We start from the raw sequence: 21048 nt of genomic DNA, 5'->3' as shown, positions 1-21048 counted from the left end.
TTCGGTTGCGGGCAGGATGCGGTCCTCCCTATATGAGCCGGCGTCCCCGATCAAATCCAAGGCTCTTCATGCACAGCGACGGCACCGTCTCCATCCGCGTCAACGGCGAACACAAGCGCATCACCGCCGGGCTCAGCCTCGCGCAGCTTGCGACCGAACTGGGGCTGGTGCCCGAGAAGGTGGCGGTGGAACGCAACCTCGAAGTGGTGCCGCGCTCGACGCTGGGGGAGGTGATCGTCGAGGATGGCGACGAGCTGGAGATCGTCCACTTTGTGGGTGGTGGCGACCATGCAGCGCCGCTGGCGGACGACAGCTGGACGGTGGCGGGCAAGACCTTCCGCTCGCGGCTGATCGTCGGGACCGGCAAGTACAAGGATTTCGAGCAGAACGCCGCGGCCGTCGCCGCCTCGGGCGCCGAGATCGTCACCGTGGCGGTGCGCCGGGTGAACGTCAGCGACCCCAAGGCGCCGATGCTCACCGATTATATCGACCCGAAGAAGATCACCTATCTGCCCAACACCGCCGGCTGCTTCGATGCCGATTCGGCGATCCGCACGCTGCGGCTGGCGCGCGAGGCGGGCGGCTGGGAGCTGGTGAAGCTGGAAGTGCTGGGCGAGGCGCGGACGCTCTATCCGGACATGGTCGAGACACTGCGCGCCACCGAAGTGCTGGCCAAGGAAGGCTTTCTGCCGATGGTCTACTGCGTCGACGATCCCATCGCCGCCAAGCGTCTGGAGGATGCCGGCGCGGTCGCGATCATGCCGCTGGGGGCGCCGATCGGTTCGGGACTCGGCATCCAGAACCAGGTGACGATCCGGCTGATCGTCGAAGGCGCCAAGGTGCCGGTGCTGGTCGATGCCGGCGTCGGCTCGGCCTCGGACGCGGCGGTGGCGATGGAGCTGGGCTGCGACGGCGTGCTGATGAACACCGCGATCGCGGAGGCCAAGGATCCGATCCTGATGGCGGCGGCGATGAAGGCGGCGGTGGAGGCCGGGCGGCTTTCCTATCGCGCGGGCCGCATGGCGAAGCGCCGCTATGCCGATCCGTCGAGCCCACTGGCAGGCCTGATCTGATGCGGACGGCGCTGGCGGCGCTGGCGTTGCTCGGGGTCGCGGGCTGCCACCCGCGGCCGCAGGGCGACCCGATGGAGAATCAGGGCCCAATCTCGGCCGAGCCGGTGTCGCTGCGCGCCGCCGACGGGATCAGGATCGCCGGCGTCTATACCCGCGCGGCCAAGCCCAAGGCGCTGCTGCTGCTGTTCCACCAGGCCGAATCGGGCAAGGACGAGTATGCCTTGCTCGCGCCCCAGCTGGCGCAGGCGGGCTATTCGTCGCTCCGGATCGACCAGCGCGCCGGCGGAACGCTGTTCGGGGTGAACGAGACGGTGAAGATGCTTGGCCATTCGGCGAGCTATGCCGAGGCGAAGCAGGATCTGGATGCCGCCTTCGCTTGGGCGCGGCAGCAGAAGTTGCCGATTGTCTTGTGGGGCAGCAGCTATTCCGCCGCGCTGATCTTCCCGCTCGCGGCCGAGCATCCGGGCCAGGTGAAGGCGCTGCTCGCTTTCTCGCCGGGCGAATATCTCGACGACAAGGGCGCGGTGGCGCGCGCGGCCGCCAAGGTGACGGCGCCGATCTTCGTCACCTCGGCGCAGGACGGCAAGGAAGAGGATGCCGCCCGCGCGATCCTCGCCGCCTCGCCGTCGAAGCAGAAGACGCAGTTCGTGCCCAAGCTGGGCGCGGTGCATGGCAGCTCGACGTTGCTGCGGACCAAGAACCCGAACGGCGCGCAGGAAGCCTGGCGCGCGACCAGGGCATTTCTCGATGAGGTGACCCGCAGCTGATCGGGAACGGTCCGGCCGGACAATCGTTATTTCAGGCAAGTCGCAGGTGTCGTGTCGTGTGGCACCCGACCTTAGCCAGGAGTATCGATCATGGGCGAGCTGACCGACAAGATCAAAGGCAATCTCAACGAGCTGGCCGGCAAGGTAAAGCAGCAGAGCGACAATCCCGAGACGCGCGACGAAGGCGCGGCGCAGGAGCTGAAGGGCAAGGGCCAGCAGCTCGGCGGCAAGATCAAGGGCGCGCTCGGCGACGACATCTGAGTCGCTAGCGAAACTGGACAAGAAGCGGGCCGTACCGAAAGGTGCGGCCCGTTCGCTATGTAAGCCCCTCCCCTTTAGGGGAGGGGTTGGGGTGGGGCCTGAACTGAAAGCGAGTCCGTCGCTCGTCGGTCATCCCCCACCCCCACCCCCAACCCCTCCCCTAAAGGGGAGGGGCTTAGAAGCGTTGAATTAATCCGGAACGTAGAACGCCCACATCTCCGGCTCGACCTGCGCCGCGGCGAAGCGCACCGGCGCCGAGGCGGGCCCGACCTCGCAGATCATGAACGAGAAGAGCTGGTCCGTATGCAGCGGGTGCGGCAGGCGGACGGTGTTCTTGTTGATCCAGCGCCATTCGCACTGCCAGATCTGCCGTCCCCCCAGACGCACGCGATCCCCCCGCTTGCCGAGATGCGCCGTCTTCCACCGCTCTTTCGTCTGCTGTCCCATGCGGTGATTCTAGAACGAAGGCAGTTAACGGGTTCCTATCCCTGTCAGCGATTTCGCAGCTTCGAAATCGTCGTCGCGGGGCTGATCACTTCGACATCGGTCTTGCAATGCAACAGCTTGAGCCCCGGCTGTTCCAGCGCGAGCGCGAGCGCCGGTGCGAACGCCTCCGTGGTTTCCACGGTGGTCGCCCAGCCCCCGAACGCGCGGGCGAGCGCCGCGAAGTCCGGGTTGCGCAGCTGCGTGCCGGAAAGGCGAGTCGGGAACTCGCGCTCCTGGTGCATGCGAATCGTGCCATAGGCGCCGTTGTCGACCACGATCACCAGCAGGTCCGCGTCGTGCTGGACGGCGGTGGCGAGTTCCTGGCCGTTCATCAGGAAATCGCCGTCGCCCGCCACCGCCACGACTCGACGGTCGGGGAAGCGCAGCGCCGCGGCGACCGCGGCGGGGACCCCATATCCCATCGCGCCCGCCGTCGGGGCGAGCTGGCTCGGCTGCGCCGCATAGGCCCAGTAGCGGTGCCACCAGCCCGAGAAATTGCCCGCGCCGTTGCAGATGATGGTGTCGGCCGGCAGCGCCGCGCGCATCGCCGCGACGCAGGGGCCGAGATCGAGCGCCACGCCGGCGCGCGGCTTGGGCGTCGACCAGTCGAGCCACTCGGCATGGGCGGCGGCACCGTCGAAGCGGGGGAGGTTGGCCGCCTCCGCCGTCGCCGAGGCGGCCACCGCGAATTCGAACGGCCGTGCGCAGATCGGCAAATCGACTCGGTAGACGCGGTGGAACTCGCTCGGGTCCGGATGGACATGGACGAGCGTCTGCCCCGGATGCTCGGGGGTGATCAGGCTGTAGCCGTCGGTGGTCGCCTCGCCGAGCCGGGCGCCGACCACCAGCAGCAGGTCGGCGGCCTTGATCCGCGCCACCAGCTTGGGGTTGGGGCCATAGCCGAGATTGCCCGCCCAGACCGGCGAGCCATTGTCGATCGCGTCCTGCCGCCGGAAGGCGCAGGCGACCGGCAGGTCGATCGACTCGGCAAAACGGGCGAAATCCTCCGCCGTATCCGAATCCCAGCCGCCGCCACCGACGATCGCAATCGGGCGCTCGGCGGCGCGGAGCAGATCGTAGAGCTGGTCGAGATCGAAGGCGTCGGCGGCCTGGATCGGTTCGGCGATGGCCGGGCGGTCGACCGCCTCCACCACGTCGAGCAGCATGTCCTCGGGCAGCGCGATCACCACGGGGCCGGGGCGGCCCGAGGTGGCGACGTTCCAGGCGCGCGCGACATATTCGGGGATGCGCCGCGCGTCCTCGATCCGCGTCGCCCATTTGGCGAGCGGCGCGAACATCGCCGGCAGGTCGACTTCCTGGAAGCCCTCGCGATCGCGCATGCCGCGATCGACATCGCCGATGAACAGCAGCATCGGCTGCGAGTCCTGCATCGCGACATGCACGCCGATGCTGGCGTTGGTCGCGCCGGGGCCGCGGGTGACGAAACACACGCCCGGTCGCCCGGTCATCGCGCCGTCCGCGCACGCCATGAACGCCGCGCCGCCTTCCTGGCGGCAGGTGACGAGGTCGATGCTGGGCTCGTCATGGAGCGCGTCGAGCACGGCGAGGAAGCTCTCGCCCGGTACGTGGAAGATCCGGTCGCAGCCCTGCGCCACCAGATTGTCGACGAGGATCCTGCCCCCGGTGCGTTTCGTGGTCATGCGCCGATGCTAGGGGGAAAAGTTGTCGCGGCCAATCCTCGGGCACGGCGCTTGCCGGGTCACTCCCGTACCCCCTCGTCATTCCCGCGAATGCGGGGATCCATTCGCCTGTGCATTTGGGGAACGGACCGCGACATCAGCGCCAATGGATCCCCGCCTTCGCGGGGATGACGTGGGTGGCGAGAGGGGAGGGTGCACGAAAAAGCCCCGCATCGTCGCCGATGCGGGGCTTTTCGGGTTCAGCGAGGCGCGGGCGCGCGCCTCACTGCCATTGCTTCGCTCAGAAGCGGTAGCCGACGCCTGCCAGCACCTGGTGACGGATCACGTCCTGCGAGGCGTTGGTGTAGCGATACTCGACCTTGCCGTAATAGTGGCCGAAGCTGTGCTCGATGCCACCGCCGACGCGCACGCCGTCGAGGTTCTCGGCGTCGCGGAGCTGGCCCGAACGCGCGATCACGCGGCTGTTGTCATACCCGACCTTGCCGTACAGCAGGGTTGCCGGGGCGACGACGTAGCCGATGCGGGCGCCGGCGTAGAAGTCGCGGCCGCCCTTCACGGTGCCGAGGTCGAAGGTCTTCTTGGTGGTGGTGCCGGTGATTTCACCGTCAACGCCGACAACCAGGTTGCCGCGCTGCAGGTCATAGCCGGCTGCGCCGCCATAGACGAAGCCCGACGCGCTCACGCCATCCGACTTGACGTTGTCCCAACCGCCGACGGCTTCGATGCGCGGACCCTGGAAGGTCGCGTCCTGTGCCAGGGCGGGGGTTGCGGATGCCATGAGGGCGAGCGCCGTCGCTGCGAAAATACGCATGATTAGATACCTTTGGACTTGTTACTTGTTATAACCGGATGGCCATCCAGACGCCTCAAATAGGCACTGCGTTCGCGGGTGCAATATGACAGATGGATTACATTGGTATGTGTGGCGCACATGCAACAGTCGGCCCTGCCGTAAGGGAAGGTGTAGCCGAGTTGAAAGCCGGTTCAGGTTCGCTTGACCCCGCTGCCCCGGGCGGATTATCGCCGGGCCGAACATTCGGAGGGAATCGTCGATGGACAAGCTCTACCCCAACGCGAGCGCAGCGCTGGAAGGGCTGCTGTTCGACGGGATGATGATCTGCGCGGGCGGTTTCGGCCTGAGCGGCATTCCCGAGCGGCTGATCGACGCGATCCAGGCCGCGGGCGTCAAGGACCTCACCATCGCCTCGAACAATGCCGGCATCGATAACGAGGGCCTAGGCAAGCTGCTGCGCAGCCGCCAGGTCAAGAAGATGATCTCTTCGTATGTCGGCGAGAACAAGGAGTTCGAACGCCAGTACCTCTCCGGCGAGCTGGAGGTGGAATTCTGCCCGCAGGGCACGCTGGCCGAGCGCTGCCGGGCAGGCGGCGCGGGCATTCCCGGCTTCTACACCAAGACCGGCGTCGGCACGAAGGTTGCCGAGGGCAAGGAAGTGAAGGTGTTCGACGGCGAGGAATATATCCTCGAGCGCGGCCTCCGCGCCGACCTGTCGATCATCAAGGGCTGGAAGGCCGACGCGGCGGGCAACCTGATCTTCCGCAAGACCGCGCGCAACTTCAACCAGCCGATGGCGACCGCCAGCCATATGTGCGTGGCCGAGGTGGAGGAAGTGGTGCCGGTCGGCAGCCTCGATCCCGACCAGATCCATCTGCCCGGCATCTATGTGAAGCGGCTGGTACTCGGCGCGCCCTACGACAAGAAGATCGAGTTCCGCACCGTTCGTCCGCGCGAGGCGGCGTGATCCGGGCTGCGCTGCTGCTGGCGGCGTCGGGGCTGGCGCTGTCGGGCTGCGTCTCCACCACCACGGTGATGCAGGCGCCGCCGCCGGCACCCGCGCCGGGCGCCGTGCCGGCGGGGATGCAGTATCTCTATGGCTCGGGCGAGGCGGCGGCGCTGAGCGTGCAGGCCTATACTGCGCTGGTCGACCAGGTCCGCGCGCGCATGGCCAAGGACGATCCCAAGGGCCCGCACCCGCGCACGTCGGTGGTGCTCACGCCCGATGCGACGCTCGCGACCCCGCTCTTCCAGTCCTGCGGCGACAAGCCCGCGGCCGCCGTGTTCGACGTCGACGAGACGCTGCTGCTCAACCTCGGCTATGAGGGTGACGATGCGCAGCGCTCGGGCGGCTGGGATTCGGCGCGCTGGGATCGCTGGGAGAAGACCGGCGCGATGAAGGTCGCCGCCGTCCCCGGCGCGCTCGATGCGGTGCGCGCGCTCCGGGCGATGGGCGTCACAGTGATCTTCAACACCAACCGCGCCGCCGCCAATGCCGAGCAGACCGAAGCCGCGCTGAACTTCGCGGGGCTGGGTCCGGCCAGGCATGGCGAGACGCTGTTCCTCAAGGGCGATGTCGACGGCAAGTCGGGCAAGGACGCGCGTCGCAACCTGATCGCCCAGCGCTGGTGCGTGGTGGCGATGGGCGGCGACCAGCTCGGCGATTTCACCGACCTGTTCGCGGGGCTCACCCCGCCGGAGCGGCGCGCGGCGGCGGCAAGTCCCGTGATCGGCTCGATGTGGGGGCGCGGCTGGTTCGTGCTGCCCAACCCCGTCTACGGAACCGGGCTCGGTTCCACCTATGACCAAACCTTCCCGCCGGCGACGCGCTGGACGGATCCGCAGGAGAAGCATTGATGGCCTGGACCCGCAACGACATGGCGGCGCGCGCTGCGAAGGAGCTGCAGGACGGCTTCTATGTCAATCTGGGCATCGGCATCCCGACCTTGGTGGCGAACCACATTCCTGCGGGGGTGGAGGTGACGCTCCAGTCCGAGAACGGCATGCTCGGCATCGGCCCGTTCCCGCTGGAGGGCGACGAGGATCCGGACCTGATCAACGCCGGCAAGCAGACGATCAGCGAGCTGCCCAGCTCGGTCTATTTCAGCTCTGCGGACAGCTTCGCGATGATCCGCGGCGGGCATATCGACCTGACCGTGCTCGGCGCGATGGAAGTGAGCCAGGGTGGCGACATCGCCAACTGGATGATCCCGGGCAAGATGATCAAGGGCATGGGCGGCGCGATGGACCTGGTCGCGGGCGTAAAGAAGATCATCGTGGTGATGGAGCATACCGCCAAGGATGGCAGCCCCAAGTTCATCCCGGCGTGCACGCTGCCGCTGACGGGGAAGAATGTGGTGGACATGATCATCACTGACCTCGCGGTGTTTTCGCGCGCGGACCATGGCTCGCCGTTCCGGCTGATCGAACTGGCGCCGGGCGTGACCGCGGAAGAGGTCGCGGCGAAGACCACGGCGCAATATGAGGTCGCGCTGGCGACCGCGTGATCTTTGCCTCTCCCCGGCGGCGCCTTTCGCTGTCGGGGCTGAAGGGGGCTTAGCCGTAGAGGTCGTTCCGCATGCCGTGCTCGTACCGGGCATCGATGGCCTCGGCGACGGCGGCATCCTGCCGGGTCATCGCGGCCAGCATCTGCCCGGGCGTGGGGAGGCTCTTGCGGTCCAGCTGCGCGGCGGGATCCCAAAGCCGCCCCCGGTTCACCGCCTTGCCGCAGTGGAACAACACCTGATCCACCAGTACGACGATTGCCGTCCTGGGGATCTTGGTGCCTTCCGCGAGGGCCCCGCACAGCGCTGGATCGTCGATGATGCGCCCGCGCCCGTTGATGCGCAGAAAGATGTCCAGGCCGGGGAACAGGAACAACATGCCCAGGCGATCGTCGACGACGAGATTGCGCATCGATTCGATCCGGTTGTTCCCCGGCCAGTCGGCGAAGGCCACGGTCTTCTCGTCGAGCACATGGACGAAGCCGGGAGGGCCGCCGCGCGGTGAGGCATCCAGGCCGTCCTTTCCGCCCGTCGCCAGGCAGAAGAACGTCGCCTTTGCTAGATATTCGACGTGAAACGCATTCAGCTCGGGCGTGACTGCCTTCTGGATGTGCTCGGCGGGCGGCGCGTACAGTTTTGCGAGATCGGGTGCGGTGCGGGACAGATCGGGCTGGGTCATCGGCGGTCTCCTGGCCGGCCTGTAGCCCGCTGGCATCGGCTGCGCTAAGCGATCGGAGCCAATCAATAGCGAGTTGCCGCCATGATCGAGGAGAAGTTCGCGCTTGCTGCCAGCGATGCGCCCGACCCGCTGATCATCGCGCTGTACGAACCACAGGCCGAACGTCGCGAACTGGGCACCCACAGCCATGCGCGCGGGCAACTTTCGGGATTGCGGCACGGGCTGCTGACCATCGGGACCGACGCGGGCGCCTGGATCGTCCCGGCCGACCACGCCATCTGGCTCCCACCGCACCAGCGGCATTATGGCTGGACGCATGGCGCGGTGGAGGGCTGGAGCTGCTATGTGGCGGAAGCGGCCTGCGCGACCTTGCCCGATCGACCGTGCACGATCCGAACGTCGGGCCTGCTGCGCGAAGCCGTGCTGCGCGCGTCGACCTGGCAGGGGAGCGACCTCTCGCCGGAGCAGTGGCGCCTTGCACAGGTCATCCTGGACGAGGTGCGGGCGGCGCCGGTCGACACCTTCGGGTCGCCGATGCCCCGCGATCCACGCCTCGTGCGTATCGCGCGGGCCTTGCTCGACGATCCGAGCGACGGGCGCAGCATCCAGCAATGGGCGGCATGGGCAGGCATTTCGGAGCGGACCCTCAGCCGTCGCTTCGTGATCGAGACGGGCTTCACCTACACCGTCTGGCGCCAGCGCGCCTGCCTGATGCGGGCGCTGGAGATGCTGGCCGAGGGCCGCGCGGTGACCACCGTGGCGATGGACCTGGGCTATGACAGCGTCAGCGCCTTCATCGCCTTCTTCAAGCGCGCGCTCGGCGTCACGCCATCGGCCTATTTCCGTCGCGGGTGAGTGCAGAATGACAGGCGCACGCCGGACCGCTGCCGATGGCGGCCGGCGCTCACCCCGTCGGCTTGCCCCGGCTGTCCCCCACCTCCAGCCAATAGCCGTCGGGATCCTGCACATAGATCTGGCGCACGCCGTCGAAGCGGAGCTGCATCTTGCGCGGCTCGCCGGTGAAATTGGTCCAGGCGAGATGGTGCGCGTCCAGCCATGCGGTCACCGTGGCGAGATCGTCGACATGGAGCGCCAGATGCTCGTCGCGGTTCGAGGGCTTGGGCGCGGTGCGGCCGTCGAGGATGTGCAGCGCCATGCCATGGCCGAGATCGAGCCAGCGGCGGTTCTTGAGCGGGGTCGGGATGCGCTGCAGCCCGAACGCCTCGTGGTAGAAGGTCGCGCTGCGATCGATGTCCGACGCCTGTATGGCGACATGCTCGGCCTGTGCCGCAGCGGGCGCCGTTTGCGGGGGTGCCGCCACGGCCTGGAGCGGCGCGGCAAGGATCAGCAGGACCGTATATGCGAGCATGGGCACCCCTCCAGACGTTGACCGACCCCTATCGTGCTGCGGAAACGGGGTCCAGCCATGGTCATCATGCACACCTTGCGGTCCTCCCGCCGCGAGGTCAGCCTCCGGCCGGTTGATCCTTCCGCGAACCGATGCGTTCTACGTTCCGCACTCAAAAAGAGGATCGCACATGAAGCCCCAGTTCCTCGCCGCGCTCGCCGCGGCCTGCCTCGTCTCCAGCCCCTCCCTGGCCGCCGGCTGCGTCAAGGGCGCGGCGGTCGGCGGTGTCGCCGGCCACTTCGTCGGCAAGGGCCATGCTGTCGCGGGTGCGGCGGCAGGCTGCCTCGTCGGCCATCACCAGGCGAAGGTCGCCAAGAAGCGCGCGGCGGCCCAGCACGGCTGAACCGGGACCCGGCAAGGGGCGGCATCGCAGCCCCTTGCCGGCCCTTTACCTGGCCGCGACCGCCGCGTCGCTGGCCAGCTTGTCGGCGCGTTCATTGTCCGGGTGACCGGCATGGCCCTTCACCCATTTCCACTCGACCCGGTGCGGCTTGGCGGCGGCGAGCAGTTCCTGCCAGAGATCGGCATTCTTGACCGGCTTCTTGTCCGCGGTGCGCCATCCATTCTTCATCCAGCCATGGATCCACTTGGTCAGGCCGTCCATCACATAGCGGCTGTCGGTGGAGAGCGTCACCCGGCACGGGCGCTTCAAGGCCTTCAACCCCTCGATCGCGGCCATCAGCTCCATGCGGTTGTTGGTGGTGTGCGCCTCGCCGCCGGACATCTCCTTTTCGACATCGCCCATGCGCAGCAGCGCGCCCCAGCCACCGGGCCCGGGATTGCCCTTGCATGCGCCGTCAGTCGCGATCTCGACATGCTGGAGTTCGCCGGTCATGCGAGCGCCGCCAGTGCCGAGGCATAGACGTGCGAGCGCCGCCAGAACGCCATCGGATCCTTGCGCGTCACCAGCGCGTCGGCGGGGGTGTTGAGCCAGTCCCAGGCGCGCGACAGGGTGAAGCGGATGCACGCGCCGGTCGCCAGCAGCGGCAGGATCGCGCGCTCCTTCTCAGAAAGCTTGTAGCTGGCCTGATAGCCGGCGAGCAGCGCCTCGGAGACATAGGGATCGAACCGCTCCCCGGTGGAGTCGAACGCCCAGGCGGCGTGCATCACCGCGAGGTCGTAGAGCCGCAGGTCGGTGGAGGCGAAATAGAAGTCGATCAGCCCGGTCACGCGGTTGCCGAGCATCAGCACATTGTCCGGGAACAGATCGGCATGGATCGCGCAGGTGTCGAAGCCCTCGCGCGGCCATGCCTTGGTCACCCGGTCCAGCGCCTGGCCGAGCTCGTCGTACAGGCCCGGCGCGATCTGGTTGAGGCTGGTGCCGCAGCGCTCGAACAGCGGGCGCCACGTGTCGACGCCCATCGAGTTGGGCCGGTCCTGCGGGAAGTCGGCGACCGCCTTGTGCATCTTGCCCATCGCCTCCGCCGCTGCGCGCGCCTGCGCCGGGGTGGGGTGGGACACGGAAACGCCCGACAGGAACTGGATCAGGCAGGCCGGGCGCCCCTCCAGCGTGTGGATCAGCGTGCCGTCGCGATCGGGCACCGCCGGGGGCACCGGCAGCCCGCGATCGGCGCAGTGATCGAGCAGCGCCATGAAATAGGGCAGGTCGCCCTGGTCGACGCGTTTCTCGTAGAGCGTCAGGATGAAGCGGCTCTTGGTGGTGTCGACGAGGTAGTTGCTGTTCTCCACCCCCTCGGCGATGCCCTTGGCGGAAACCAGTTCGCCGACGTCGAAGCGCTCGAGAAACGCGGACAGCGCCTCGGCCGAAACCTGCGTGTAGACGGCCATTACGCGGCCTCGAGCCCGCGGGGCAGCTTGAACACCACGCTTTCCTCGACCGTCTCGACCTCGCGCTCGGTGATGGCGAACTCGGTGCCGAGCCGCTCGACCACTTCGCGCACCAGCACTTCGGGGGCCGAAGCACCGGCGCTGATGCCGACATGGGTTACCCCATCGAACCAGGCGAAGTCGATTTCGGCGGCGCGCTGGATCAGCACCGCGCGGGCGCCGCCACGCTTGGCAACCTCGACCAGCCGCAGCGAGTTGGACGAATTGGGCGCGCCGATCACCAGCACCAGCTCGGCCTGCTCGGCGATCGCCTTCACCGCGCCCTGGCGGTTCGAGGTGGCATAGCAGATATCGTCGGCGCCGGGCGCGAGCATCGTCGGGAAGCGGCGCTTGAGGATGCCGAGGACGGCCGCGGTATCGTCCACCGACAGCGTCGTCTGGGTGAGGAAGGCGAGGTTCTCGGGATCGGGCACGATCACCGATTCGGCATCCGCCTCGGTCTCGACCAGGGTTATCGACCCTTCCGGCACCTGGCCGAAGGTGCCGATCACTTCCGGATGGCCTTCATGGCCGACGAACAGGATGTGGCGTCCGGCGGCGACATGGCGTTCGGCCTGACGGTGCACCTTGGAAACCAGCGGGCAGGTGGCGTCGAGATAGGAAAGCCCGCGCTGCTCGGCCTTGTGCGGCACCGCCTTGGGCACGCCATGCGCGGAGAAGACCACCGGCACGCCGTCCGGCACATGGTCCAGCGTCTCGACGAACACGGCGCCCTTCGCACGCAGATTCTCGACGACGAACTTGTTGTGGACGATCTCGTGCCGGACATAGACCGGCGCGCCATATTTCTCGATCGCGAGTTCGACGATGCGGATCGCGCGGTCGACGCCGGCGCAGAAGCCGCGGGGCGCTGCGATCAGCAGCTCCAGGGGACGCTTTTCGGTGTTTGCCATCGGGTGGAGCCTCTACGCGATTGCTTGCGCGGGCGGAAGGCGGTTCCTATGGTGCGCGCCGTTCCGGCCCCGGTCCGTGTGAGATGGGGGGCGGCTGTTCGGTTCGAAAGGTTGCCCACCCTTGTCTGTCGCGAAGTTCACCGTTCCCGCCCTGATCCTGCTCGCCGCCGGCGGCTGCGCCCGCACCGGCGAAATCACCGAGGGCGGCATCAGCGCGGTCCGCACCGCCTGCCCGACGGTGGCGATTCCGGCCGGCACCGGCGACGTGACCCTGTTCGATCCGGCGACCAGCCGCGAGGCAAGCGCGATCGACGTGGTGGCGACGATCACCAACATGCAGTCGACCTGCGACGATGCCGGCGCGCAGGTGGTGACCAACGTCAAGTTCGACGTGCTGGCGCGCCGCCGCGATGCCGGCCCCGCGCGAGACGTGGTGCTGCCATACTTCCTCACCGTGGTGCGCGGCGGCACCAATGTCGAGGCGAAGCGCATCGCCAACGTCACGCTGCATTTCGATGCGGGCCAGCTCCGTGCGAGCGCGGTGGGCCAGGCGACCAGCAGCGTCTCGCACGCCGCCGCGACACTGCCCGACGAGGTCCGCCGCCGCCTGACCGAGAAGCGCAAGGCGGGCGAGCAATCGGCCGCGACCGATCCGCTGTCCGATCCGAATGTCCGCCGCGCGGTGCTGTCGGCGACGTTCGAGGCGCTGGTCGGCTTCCAGCTGACCGACGACCAGCTGAAGTACAACGCGACGCGGTGACCTTCTGAACCCCCTCCCGCGTGCGGGAGGGGGCAGGGGGTGGGCGCTCGCTCGCCTCCTGGCGGTGGCCTCGCAGACAAGAGCGCGCCACCCTCTCCTTGTCACGGGGTGCTCGCGGACGGCGGGCGCCCAGCCCCAGCCCCTCCCGCAAGCGGGAGGGGAGCACGCTCTGACCAGATTTACCCGCAATCCCGATTGACTCGCGCCAGCCCTGCCGCCAAGGCTCGCCCTTGTCGATGTCGGGCAACCGGCATGGGCATGCGCGGGAGAGAATCCGGTTCGCCGGATCGCCGAAGGAGCAACCGCCCCGGAATCTCTCAGGCACCGAGGACCGCGCAGGCCACGACACTCTGGAAAGCGAGCCGGCCTTCAAGGCTGGGCTCCACCGAAGGGGTAAGCCGGGCCCAAACCCGTGCGAAAGCTCTCAGGTTCCGTGACAGAGGGGGCGATGGTGGTGCGGGGGCCTTGGCTTCCTGCGCGCCGTTGAACCCTTGATGCCCGGAGTGCCCGATGAGCGAAGCCGCCGAAGACACCGCCACCGACCTGCCGATCGAGACGCTGCCGCTCGACGCCTGGCACCGCGCACGCGGCGGCCGGATGGTGCCGTTCGCGGGTTACGCCATGCCCGTCCAGTATGAAGGCATCATGGCCGAGCATCTCTGGACGCGCGAGCATGCCGGGCTGTTCGACGTCAGCCATATGGGCCAGCTGCTCTTCTCGGGCGTCGAGTTCGACACAGGGCTGGAAAAGCTGCTGCCGGGCGACGTGAAGGGCCTGGGCGAGGGCCGGATGCGCTATTCGCTGCTGCTCAGCGAAGAGGGCGGCATCCATGACGACCTGATGATGACCCGCCTGCCCGCCGACAACGCCTTCGAGATCGACGGCGGCACGATCTACATGGTCGTCAACGGCGCGACCAAGTGGGACGATCTCGGCGTGTTCCGCGAATTCCTGCCCGACGAAGTGACGATCAACCATCTCGAAGACCAGGCGCTGCTGGCGCTGCAGGGGCCAGAGGCGGTCACCGCGCTGGCCCGCGTGCTGCCGGGCGTCGAGAAGCTGGTGTTCATGACCGCCGCCGCGTTCGAATGGAACGGCAACCCGCTCTGGGTGAGCCGCTCCGGCTATACCGGCGAGGACGGCTACGAGATTTCGCTGCCGGGCGAAGCGGCGGAAGCCTTTGCCGATGCGCTCACCGCGCAACCCGAAGTCAAGCCGATCGGCCTGGGCGCGCGCGACTCGCTGCGCCTCGAAGCCGGCCTGCCGCTCTACGGCCATGACCTCGACCTGGAGACCACGCCGGTCGCCGCCGATCTCGGCTTCGCGCTGTCCAAGCGCCGCCGCGAAGAGGGCGGGTTCGCCGGTGCCGAGCGCATCCTCGCCGAGCGCGAGCAGGGCAGCGCCATGAAGCGCGTCGGCCTGATCGTCGAGGGCCGCCAGCCGGTGCGCGAGGGCGCAGGCGTCGTCGATGCCTCGGGCGCCGAAGTCGGCAAGGTCACCTCGGGCGGGTTCGCGCCGAGCGCGCAGAAGCCGATCGCGATGGCTTATGTGCCGTCGGCGCTTGCAGCGCCCGGCACCAAGATTACGCTTGTCCAGCGGGGCAAGCAGCATTCCGCGGAGGTCGTTGCGATGCCCTTCGTACCCCACCGCTATGTCCGAAAGGGAGCGTGACATGAGCCGTTATTTTACCGAAGACCATGAGTGGATCGAAGTCGACGGCGATGTCGCGACGGTCGGCATCACCGAATATGCCCAGAGCCAGCTCGGCGACATCGTGTTCGTCGAAGTGCCCGACGAGGGCAAGGAACTGAGCAAGGGCGACGATGCCGCGGTCGTCGAGAGCGTCAAGGCGGCGTCGGACGTGTATGCGCCGGTGTCGGGCACCATCGTCGAGGGCAACAGCGACCTCGCCGACAACCCCGCGCTGGTGAACGAGGATCCGGAAGGCGAAGGCTGGTTCTTCAAGATGACGCTGAGCGACGATAGCGAGCTGGAAGGCCTGATGAACGAGGCCAACTACCAGGCGTTCGTGAGCAAGCTGTGATGTGACTTAGCCCCTCCCGCGTGCGGGAGGGGGCAGGGGGTGGGCCCACGCTCTCCTCCTGACGGGGCGCCCGAGGATAGCGGGCGCCCACCCCCGGCCCCTCCCGCACGCGGGAGGGGAGAAGCAGGGGGGCACCGAATTGCTCCTCCTTATGCGGGAGGAATGCTGGGGCGGGCCAAATCCGCCCCAAAACCGAAAGGCCCGCGGATGGCGGGCGCCCACCCCCAACCCCTCCCGCCCGCGGGAGGGGGAGTAGGACAGTCCATGCGCTACCTGCCCCTTACCCCGGCCGACCGTCAGGCGATGCTTGGCACGATCGGCGCCCAGTCGATCGACGATCTGTTCGTCGACGTGCCCGAAAGCGCCCGCCTTAGCGGGCCGATCGCCGGCCTGCCGATGCATGCGTCGGAGCTCGCGGTCGAACGCCACATGACTGCGCTCGCGCGCAAGAACCTGGCGGCCGGCGAAGCGCCGTTCTTCCTCGGGGCAGGGGCCTATCGCCACCATGTGCCGGCCTCGGTCGATCACCTCATCCAGCGCGGCGAGTTCCTTACCGCCTACACGCCCTACCAGCCGGAAATCGCGCAGGGCACGCTGCAGATGATGTTCGAGTTCCAGAGCCAGATCGCCCGGCTGCTCGGCTGCGACGTCGCCAATGCCTCGATGTACGACGGCTCGACCGCGTGCTGGGAAGCGATCTCGATGGCGCGCCGCGTCACCAAGCGCGGCAAGGCGATCCTCTCGGGCGGCCTGCACCCGCATTATGTCTCGGTCGCCAAGACGATGGCGCGCTTCACCGGCGACCAGCTCGTCACCGGTGTGCCGACGTTCAGCCCCGAGCCCGACACGCTCGACCTGATCAACGCGATCGACGCCGATACCTCGTGCGTCGTCGTCCAGTATCCGGACATTCTCGGCCGCATCGAGGACATGTCGGCGCTGGCCGAGGCCTGCCATGCCAAGAAGGCGCTGCTGATCGCCGTCGTCACCGAGCCGGTGGCGCTGGGCGCGATTCGGGCACCGGGCGAAATGGGCGCGGACATCGTCGTCGGCGAGGGCCAGTCGCTCGGCGTCGGCCTGCAGTTCGGCGGTCCTTATGTCGGCCTGTTCGCCTGCTCGGAAAAGCTGGTCCGCCAGATGCCGGGCCGCCTCTGCGGTGAGACCGTGGACGCCAGCGGCAAGCGCGGCTTCGTGCTGACGCTCTCCACCCGCGAGCAACATATCCGCCGCGAAAAGGCGACGTCGAACATCTGCACCAGCTCGGTGCTGTGCGCGCTCGCCATGTCGGTGCACATGACGCTGCTGGGCGAGAAGGGCCTGCGCCAGCTCGCCGAGCTCAACCATGTCGGCGCCAGCGCGGCCGCCGATCGCCTGGCCGAAGTGGACGGGGTGGAACTGGTCACCGACCGGTTCTTCAACGAGTTCACGCTGAAGCTTTCCAAGGAAGCGCGCCCGGTCGTCCGCCAGCTGGCCGACAAGGGCATCCTGGCCGGCGTGTCGCTCGGCCGCCTCTATCCGGGCGTCGAGGAACTCCAGAACGGCCTCGTCGTCGCGGTCACCGAAACCACCACGGAGGAGGACGTCGAGACGCTTGCCTCCGCACTCGAGGAGGTGCTGGCATGAGCACGATCAACCAGTCGGGCTGGCGCCCCACCACGCCGCAGGCCGGCGAAAGCGACGCCGCCACCTTCACCGGCAACCGCGCGCTGATGCTGGAAGAGGCGCTGATCTTCGAGATCGGTTCGGCCGACACCACCGGGGTCGATTTCGGTGAGGCCCCTGCAGGCAAGTCGCGCCTCGCCGGCATGGAGCGGAGCAAGCCGATCGGCCTGCCGGGCCTGTCCGAGCCGGAGACGGTGCGCCACTATACCCGCCTCAGCCGCCAGAACTATGCGATCGACCTCGGCCTATTCCCGCTGGGCAGCTGCACGATGAAGCACAATCCGCGGCTGAACGAGCGGATGGCGCGCCTGCCGGGCTTCGCCGACATCCATCCGCTCCAGCCGGTCGATACCGTGCAGGGCGCGCTGGAGGCGATCGACCAGCTCGCGCACTGGCTGATCACGCTCACCGGCATGCAGGCGGTGGCGATGAGCCCCAAGGCCGGCGCGCACGGCGAACTCTGCGGCGTGCTGGCGATCCGCGCCGCGCTCGATGCCAAGGGCGAGACCGCGCGCCGCATCATGCTGGTGCCGGAATCGGCGCACGGCACCAACCCGGCGACGGCGGCCTTTGCCGGCTTCGCGGTGGAGGACATCCCCGCGACGCCGGAAGGCCGGGTCGACGTGGCGGCGCTCAAGGCGCGGCTGGGGCCGGACATCGCCGGCGTGATGATCACCAACCCGAACACCTGCGGGCTGTTCGAGCCGGACCTCAAGGACATTTCCGACGCGGTCCATGCCGCCGGCGGCTATGTCTATTGCGACGGCGCCAACTTCAACGCGATCGTCGGCCGGGTCCGTCCGGGTGACCTCGGCGTCGATGCGATGCACATCAACCTGCACAAGACCTTCTCCACCCCGCATGGCGGCGGCGGCCCGGGTTCGGGTCCGGTGGTGCTGTCGGCGGCGCTCGCGCCCTATGCGCCGCTGCCGTTCGTCGAGAAGACGGGTGAAGGCTATCGCATCGTCGAGGAAGAGAATGCCGAGGAGCATCATGCCGGCACCTTCGGCCGCATGACTGCCTTCCACGGCCAGATGGGCATGTTCACCCGCGCGCTGACCTATATCCTCAGCCACGGCGCCGACGGCCTGCGCCAGGTCGCCGAGGATTCGGTGCTCAACGCCAATTATGTGCTGCGCTCGATGGAGGACGTGCTCGACGCGCCCTTCGCCAAGACCGGCCCGTGCATGCATGAGGCGATCTTCAGCGACAAGGGCCTGCCCGAGGGCTTCTCGACCATCGACATCGCCAAGGGGCTGATCGACGAGGGCTATCACCCGATGACGGTGTATTTCCCGCTGGTCGTCCACGGCGCGATGCTGGTCGAGCCGACCGAGACCGAGAGCAAGGCGGCGCTCGACCAGTTCATCGGCGCGTTCCGCAACGTCGCGACCAAGGCCAAGCAGGGCGAGGCGGCGCTGAAGAGCGCTCCCCATTTCGCCCCCCGCCGCCGCCTCGACGAGACGCTCGCCGCGCGCAAGCCGGTGCTCGCCTACAAGGACGCGGCCCCGGCCGAAGCGGCCGAGTAAGCTCCCGACCCGTTACCCCCCCGAGAGAGGGTCGCACACGCCGGCTGGAAGCCCCCGCTTCCAGCCGGCGTTTTGCGTCTGGGGACGGCGCTGGGACTCTTGCGGTAGCGGTGCCTGCTCTGCATACAGGTCGCGCCCGTCCACACTGCGCGGGTCCGCATGGGGGAAGCGGCGGGTGATGGACATTCGGCCCTCCTTCCTGCGGCTGGCCGACTCCTCTCCTCGGAAAGTCTCTCGATGCGCCTGATCGCCTGCTGTCTTCTGGCTTCCCTGACCGCCGGCACGGCGACCGCGCAGCAACCCCCGGTACTGACCGACGCCGACTATAGCCGCGCCGCGCACCAGCTGGCGCCGTGGACCGCACCGCTGGTCGACCGTGCGGTGCGCTCGGCGCATTGGATCGATGCAAGCCGCTTCTGGTATGTCGACACCGATCACGGCGTGCCGACCATCATGCTGGTCGACGCCGCCAAGCGCACCAAGAAAGCCGCCTTCGAGACCACGGCACTGCTCACGTCGCTGAACGCTGCCGGCCTGAAGGAACAGGACCCGGCCAAGCTCTACATCAGCGATTTCGCGCCGGACCTCGCAAAGAACAGCGCGGTGCTCAGCGTCGACGGCAAGCGCTATGCGTGCGCGATGGTGCAGCCCTATGGCTGCAAGGAGTCAGCCGCGCCCAGCGCCGGGCAGATCGCCGGTTATCTGGCGCAGCAGGGCCCGGCCGACGCGGTGCTCTCGCCGGACGGCAAGCGCGCCGCCTTCGTGCGCGACTGGAACCTGTGGGTCCGCGATATGGCGACGGGCGCGGAGCGGCAGCTGACCACCGACGGCGTCAAGGATTTCGGCTACGCGACGGACAATGCCGGCTGGAAGCATTCGGACCAGGCGATTGTGATCTGGTCGCCGGATTCGAAGAAGCTGGCGACCTTCCAGCATGACCAGCGCGCGGTGGCGGACTTCTCCACCACCACCACCCAGGTCGGCCATTCGCAGGTCGAAACGTGGAAATACCCGTTCGTCGGCGACAAGGAGATCATTCAGATCCAGCGGGTCATCGTCGACGTCGATGCGGCGCAGGTCATCCGCCTCAAGATGCCGGCGGAGCCGCACCGCTCCTCGCTGTGCGACGACGTGGTGTGCGGCGAGGGGCCGCAGGACATGCAATGGGCGAAGGACGCGAAGACGCTCGCCTTCGTCTCCACCTCGCGCGATCACAAGGTGGAAACCGTGCGCATCGCTGATGCGGCCAACGGCGCGGTGCGCGACCTGTTCACCGAGACCGTGCCGACCTGGTTCGACAGCGGCTATAACGACGAAGGGATCAACTGGCGCTACCTGTCCGAGCGCGGCGAGATCCTGTGGTGGTCGCAGCGCGACGACTGGGGCCATTATTATCTGTACAGCGCCGCCACCGGCAAGCTGATCCGCCAGGTGACCCAGGGCCCGTGGAATGTCGACCACCCGGTCTATATCGACGAGCGCAGCGGCAAGATGCTGGTGGCGGGTGTCGGGCGCGAACCGGGCACCGATCTCTATTATCGTAGCATCTATGCGATCGACCTGAAGAGCGGGGCGCCGAAGCTGCTGACCCCGGAGAAGCAGGATCATATCGCGTTCCCGTCCAGCGACGGGCGCTATTTCGTCGACATCTATTCGACCCCGCAAGCGCCGCAGACCGCCGTGCTGCGCCGCGCCGACGGTTCGGTCGTCCAGCAGCTGGCGAAGGGCGACGTGACGCGGCTGCAGGCGGCGGGCTGGCAGGCGCCGGAGAGCATCGCCGTCCAGTGCAGCGACGGCAAGACCGTGTGCCACGGCCTGTTGTTCAAGCCGGCGGGCCTCGATCCGCAGCGCAAATATCCGGTGATCGACTATATCTATCCGGGCCCGTTCATGGGGACCATCCCCTCGCGGCAGTTCGCCGCGGCGCAGGGGGATGCGGGGGCGCTGGCGCAGCTGGGCTTCGCCGTGGTCGAGATCGACGCGCTGGGCACGCCGCGCCGGTCCAAGGCCTTCCAGGACTATTACTACCGCGACATGGGCAAGCAGGCGGTGCCCGACCAGAAGAGCGGCATTGAGGATCTGGCCAAGCGCTACGCCTGGCTCGACCTCGATCGCGTCGGCATCTGGGGCCATTCGGGCGGCGGCAATGCGACCGCGGCGGCGATGTTCCTCTATCCCGATTTCTTCAAGGTCGGCATCGCCGAGAGCGGCAACCACGACAACCGCAATTATGAGGACGATTTCTACGAGAAATATCTCGGCCTGCTCGAGCGCCAAGGCGACAAGAGCAACTATGACCTGCAGGCCAACCAGGACATTGCGAAGAACCTGAAGGGCAAGCTGCTGCTGGCGCATGGCATGCTCGACGACAATGTGCCGGTGTCGTCGACGCTGCTGGTGGTCGATGCGCTGGAAAAGGCCAACAAGGACTTCGACCTGGTGCTCTTTCCGCGCGCGCACCACGGCTATGGCGACCAGTCCTATTACATGATGCGCCGCCGCTGGGACTATTTCGTCACGAACCTGATGGGCGCGACGCCCCCGAAGGAATACCGGATCGAGCGCCCGGGCAACTGACGTCCTGTGCCCGGGCCGCGACAGGCGTCGCGGTCCGGGACAGCGCCTGCAAACCGGGTTTTGACGCGGCCGCGCTTCCCCCTATGCTGCATCGCATCGATCC

Annotated in this window: 22 protein-coding genes and 1 riboswitch; of the genes, 14 read left to right on the top strand and 8 right to left on the bottom strand. The window is 67.8% G+C overall.

Annotation, left to right across the window (positions count from 1 at the left end; all coding sequences use genetic code 11):
• Positions 1–68 precede the first annotated feature (68 nt).
• The 3 genes from thiS (at position 69) to BM009_RS04615 (ending at position 2101) form a co-directional block, all read left to right on the top strand.
• Positions 69–1073 carry a sulfur carrier protein ThiS gene (thiS, locus tag BM009_RS04625; protein WP_093294180.1) on the top strand — a complete coding sequence of 335 codons (1005 nt, stop codon included), beginning with the start codon at positions 69–71 and terminating at the stop codon, positions 1071–1073.
• Entirely contained in the window at positions 1073–1840 is a 768-nt protein-coding gene (locus BM009_RS04620; protein WP_093294179.1) for an alpha/beta hydrolase, read from the top strand. The genes thiS and BM009_RS04620 overlap by 1 nt, the downstream gene beginning before the upstream one ends.
• 90 nt (positions 1841–1930) lie before the next feature.
• The gene (locus BM009_RS04615; RefSeq protein ID WP_093294177.1) at positions 1931–2101 is read left to right on the top strand and encodes a CsbD family protein; all 171 of its coding nucleotides are present in this window, start codon (positions 1931–1933) and stop codon (positions 2099–2101) included.
• A gap of 189 nt (positions 2102–2290) precedes the next feature.
• On the opposite strand, the gene BM009_RS04610 is transcribed toward BM009_RS04615, so the two are convergent.
• The 3 genes from BM009_RS04610 to BM009_RS04600 all read right to left on the bottom strand — a co-directional run bounded on the left by BM009_RS04610 (position 2291) and on the right by BM009_RS04600 (position 5059).
• Entirely contained in the window at positions 2291–2548 is a 258-nt protein-coding gene (locus tag BM009_RS04610) for a hypothetical protein (RefSeq protein ID WP_093294175.1), read from the bottom strand.
• Between the two features lie 44 nt (positions 2549–2592).
• Complete coding sequence (locus tag BM009_RS04605) at positions 2593–4248, bottom strand: thiamine pyrophosphate-binding protein (protein ID WP_093294174.1); 1656 nt, start codon at positions 4246–4248, stop codon at positions 2593–2595.
• 280 nt (positions 4249–4528) lie between these two features.
• The gene (locus BM009_RS04600) at positions 4529–5059 is read right to left on the bottom strand and encodes an outer membrane protein (RefSeq protein ID WP_093294172.1); all 531 of its coding nucleotides are present in this window, start codon (positions 5057–5059) and stop codon (positions 4529–4531) included.
• 241 nt (positions 5060–5300) lie between these two features.
• On the opposite strand from BM009_RS04600, the gene BM009_RS04595 reads away from it, so the two are divergent.
• The 3 genes from BM009_RS04595 to BM009_RS04585 are packed head-to-tail and all read left to right on the top strand — an operon-like array spanning position 5301 to position 7548.
• Positions 5301–6008 carry a CoA transferase subunit A gene (locus BM009_RS04595; RefSeq protein WP_093294171.1) on the top strand — a complete coding sequence of 236 codons (708 nt, stop codon included), beginning with the start codon at positions 5301–5303 and terminating at the stop codon, positions 6006–6008.
• Positions 6005–6898: a 5'-nucleotidase, lipoprotein e(P4) family gene (locus tag BM009_RS04590; RefSeq protein ID WP_093294169.1), complete on the top strand. Its 894-nt coding sequence runs from the start codon at positions 6005–6007 to the stop codon at positions 6896–6898. The genes BM009_RS04595 and BM009_RS04590 overlap by 4 nt, the downstream gene beginning before the upstream one ends.
• Positions 6898–7548: a CoA transferase subunit B gene (locus BM009_RS04585; RefSeq protein WP_093294168.1), complete on the top strand. Its 651-nt coding sequence runs from the start codon at positions 6898–6900 to the stop codon at positions 7546–7548. The genes BM009_RS04590 and BM009_RS04585 overlap by 1 nt, the downstream gene beginning before the upstream one ends.
• A gap of 49 nt (positions 7549–7597) precedes the next feature.
• Here BM009_RS04585 and BM009_RS04580 read toward each other — a convergent pair whose 3' ends face one another.
• Positions 7598–8224, bottom strand: a complete 627-nt coding sequence (locus BM009_RS04580) for an MSMEG_1061 family FMN-dependent PPOX-type flavoprotein (RefSeq protein ID WP_093294166.1) — start codon at positions 8222–8224, stop codon at positions 7598–7600.
• Positions 8225–8305: 81 nt separating this feature from the next.
• Here BM009_RS04580 and BM009_RS04575 point away from each other — a divergent pair, with 81 nt between their 5' ends.
• Positions 8306–9079: an AraC family transcriptional regulator gene (locus tag BM009_RS04575; RefSeq protein WP_093294165.1), complete on the top strand. Its 774-nt coding sequence runs from the start codon at positions 8306–8308 to the stop codon at positions 9077–9079.
• Between the two features lie 49 nt (positions 9080–9128).
• Here BM009_RS04575 and BM009_RS04570 read toward each other — a convergent pair whose 3' ends face one another.
• Positions 9129–9593, bottom strand: a complete 465-nt coding sequence (locus BM009_RS04570) for a VOC family protein (RefSeq protein WP_093294163.1) — start codon at positions 9591–9593, stop codon at positions 9129–9131.
• Positions 9594–9762: 169 nt separating this feature from the next.
• On the opposite strand from BM009_RS04570, the gene BM009_RS04565 reads away from it, so the two are divergent.
• Positions 9763–9975 carry a hypothetical protein gene (locus BM009_RS04565; protein WP_093294162.1) on the top strand — a complete coding sequence of 71 codons (213 nt, stop codon included), beginning with the start codon at positions 9763–9765 and terminating at the stop codon, positions 9973–9975.
• Positions 9976–10020: 45 nt separating this feature from the next.
• Here BM009_RS04565 and rnhA read toward each other — a convergent pair whose 3' ends face one another.
• Genes rnhA through ispH form a run of 3 tightly spaced genes read right to left on the bottom strand, consistent with a single transcriptional unit; the run spans position 10021 to position 12373 of the window.
• Positions 10021–10467 carry a ribonuclease HI gene (gene rnhA / locus BM009_RS04560; protein ID WP_093294160.1) on the bottom strand — a complete coding sequence of 149 codons (447 nt, stop codon included), beginning with the start codon at positions 10465–10467 and terminating at the stop codon, positions 10021–10023.
• The gene (thrB, locus tag BM009_RS04555) at positions 10464–11420 is read right to left on the bottom strand and encodes a homoserine kinase (RefSeq protein ID WP_093294159.1); all 957 of its coding nucleotides are present in this window, start codon (positions 11418–11420) and stop codon (positions 10464–10466) included. The genes rnhA and thrB overlap by 4 nt, the downstream gene beginning before the upstream one ends.
• Positions 11420–12373 (bottom strand): 4-hydroxy-3-methylbut-2-enyl diphosphate reductase, encoded by a 954-nt coding sequence (gene ispH / locus BM009_RS04550; protein WP_093294157.1) that lies wholly within the window; start codon positions 12371–12373, stop codon positions 11420–11422. Before ispH ends, thrB begins: the two co-directional genes overlap by 1 nt.
• Positions 12374–12494: 121 nt before the next feature.
• Here ispH and BM009_RS04545 point away from each other — a divergent pair, with 121 nt between their 5' ends.
• The 6 genes from BM009_RS04545 (at position 12495) to BM009_RS04520 (ending at position 20945) form a co-directional block, all read left to right on the top strand.
• On the top strand, positions 12495–13133 hold the full coding sequence (locus tag BM009_RS04545; protein ID WP_093294156.1) for a hypothetical protein: 639 nt from the start codon (positions 12495–12497) through the stop codon (positions 13131–13133).
• Between the two features lie 253 nt (positions 13134–13386).
• A riboswitch (glycine riboswitch) is annotated at positions 13387–13477 on the top strand.
• A gap of 166 nt (positions 13478–13643) precedes the next feature.
• The gene (gene gcvT, locus BM009_RS04540) at positions 13644–14804 is read left to right on the top strand and encodes a glycine cleavage system aminomethyltransferase GcvT (protein WP_093294154.1); all 1161 of its coding nucleotides are present in this window, start codon (positions 13644–13646) and stop codon (positions 14802–14804) included.
• A 1-nt stretch (position 14805) separates the two neighbouring features.
• Positions 14806–15177 (top strand): glycine cleavage system protein GcvH, encoded by a 372-nt coding sequence (gcvH, locus tag BM009_RS04535; protein WP_093294153.1) that lies wholly within the window; start codon positions 14806–14808, stop codon positions 15175–15177.
• Positions 15178–15441: 264 nt separating this feature from the next.
• The gene (gcvPA, locus tag BM009_RS04530; protein ID WP_093294151.1) at positions 15442–16800 is read left to right on the top strand and encodes an aminomethyl-transferring glycine dehydrogenase subunit GcvPA; all 1359 of its coding nucleotides are present in this window, start codon (positions 15442–15444) and stop codon (positions 16798–16800) included.
• Positions 16797–18368, top strand: coding sequence for an aminomethyl-transferring glycine dehydrogenase subunit GcvPB (gene gcvPB, locus BM009_RS04525; RefSeq protein WP_093294150.1), 1572 nt, complete (start codon positions 16797–16799; stop codon positions 18366–18368). The genes gcvPA and gcvPB overlap by 4 nt, the downstream gene beginning before the upstream one ends.
• A 237-nt stretch (positions 18369–18605) precedes the next feature.
• Entirely contained in the window at positions 18606–20945 is a 2340-nt protein-coding gene (locus tag BM009_RS04520) for a S9 family peptidase (protein WP_093294148.1), read from the top strand.
• The last annotated feature ends 103 nt before the right edge of the window (positions 20946–21048 follow it).

This window comes from Sphingomonas sp. NFR04 (assembly GCF_900114095.1).
GTDB lineage: Bacteria > Pseudomonadota > Alphaproteobacteria > Sphingomonadales > Sphingomonadaceae > Sphingomonas.
The sequence above is the reverse complement of the archived record's forward strand: the minus strand, read 5'-3'. Positions and strand labels throughout refer to the sequence as shown.

Coding starts and splice junctions, on each gene's coding strand:
- BM009_RS04580 (WP_093294166.1), bottom strand. CDS start 8,224: ATGACCCAGCCCGATCTGTCCCGCACCGCACCCGATCTCGCAAAACTG.
- BM009_RS04600 (WP_093294172.1), bottom strand. CDS start 5,059: ATGCGTATTTTCGCAGCGACGGCGCTCGCCCTCATGGCATCCGCAACC.
- gcvT (WP_093294154.1), top strand. CDS start 13,644: ATGAGCGAAGCCGCCGAAGACACCGCCACCGACCTGCCGATCGAGACG.
- thrB (WP_093294159.1), bottom strand. CDS start 11,420: ATGGCCGTCTACACGCAGGTTTCGGCCGAGGCGCTGTCCGCGTTTCTC.
- rnhA (WP_093294160.1), bottom strand. CDS start 10,467: ATGACCGGCGAACTCCAGCATGTCGAGATCGCGACTGACGGCGCATGC.
- gcvPB (WP_093294150.1), top strand. CDS start 16,797: ATGAGCACGATCAACCAGTCGGGCTGGCGCCCCACCACGCCGCAGGCC.
- BM009_RS04595 (WP_093294171.1), top strand. CDS start 5,301: ATGGACAAGCTCTACCCCAACGCGAGCGCAGCGCTGGAAGGGCTGCTG.
- BM009_RS04615 (WP_093294177.1), top strand. CDS start 1,931: ATGGGCGAGCTGACCGACAAGATCAAAGGCAATCTCAACGAGCTGGCC.
- BM009_RS04575 (WP_093294165.1), top strand. CDS start 8,306: ATGATCGAGGAGAAGTTCGCGCTTGCTGCCAGCGATGCGCCCGACCCG.
- thiS (WP_093294180.1), top strand. CDS start 69: ATGCACAGCGACGGCACCGTCTCCATCCGCGTCAACGGCGAACACAAG.
- BM009_RS04605 (WP_093294174.1), bottom strand. CDS start 4,248: ATGACCACGAAACGCACCGGGGGCAGGATCCTCGTCGACAATCTGGTG.
- ispH (WP_093294157.1), bottom strand. CDS start 12,373: ATGGCAAACACCGAAAAGCGTCCCCTGGAGCTGCTGATCGCAGCGCCC.
- gcvPA (WP_093294151.1), top strand. CDS start 15,442: ATGCGCTACCTGCCCCTTACCCCGGCCGACCGTCAGGCGATGCTTGGC.
- BM009_RS04620 (WP_093294179.1), top strand. CDS start 1,073: ATGCGGACGGCGCTGGCGGCGCTGGCGTTGCTCGGGGTCGCGGGCTGC.
- gcvH (WP_093294153.1), top strand. CDS start 14,806: ATGAGCCGTTATTTTACCGAAGACCATGAGTGGATCGAAGTCGACGGC.
- BM009_RS04585 (WP_093294168.1), top strand. CDS start 6,898: ATGGCCTGGACCCGCAACGACATGGCGGCGCGCGCTGCGAAGGAGCTG.
- BM009_RS04570 (WP_093294163.1), bottom strand. CDS start 9,593: ATGCTCGCATATACGGTCCTGCTGATCCTTGCCGCGCCGCTCCAGGCC.
- BM009_RS04520 (WP_093294148.1), top strand. CDS start 18,606: ATGCGCCTGATCGCCTGCTGTCTTCTGGCTTCCCTGACCGCCGGCACG.
- BM009_RS04565 (WP_093294162.1), top strand. CDS start 9,763: ATGAAGCCCCAGTTCCTCGCCGCGCTCGCCGCGGCCTGCCTCGTCTCC.
- BM009_RS04610 (WP_093294175.1), bottom strand. CDS start 2,548: ATGGGACAGCAGACGAAAGAGCGGTGGAAGACGGCGCATCTCGGCAAG.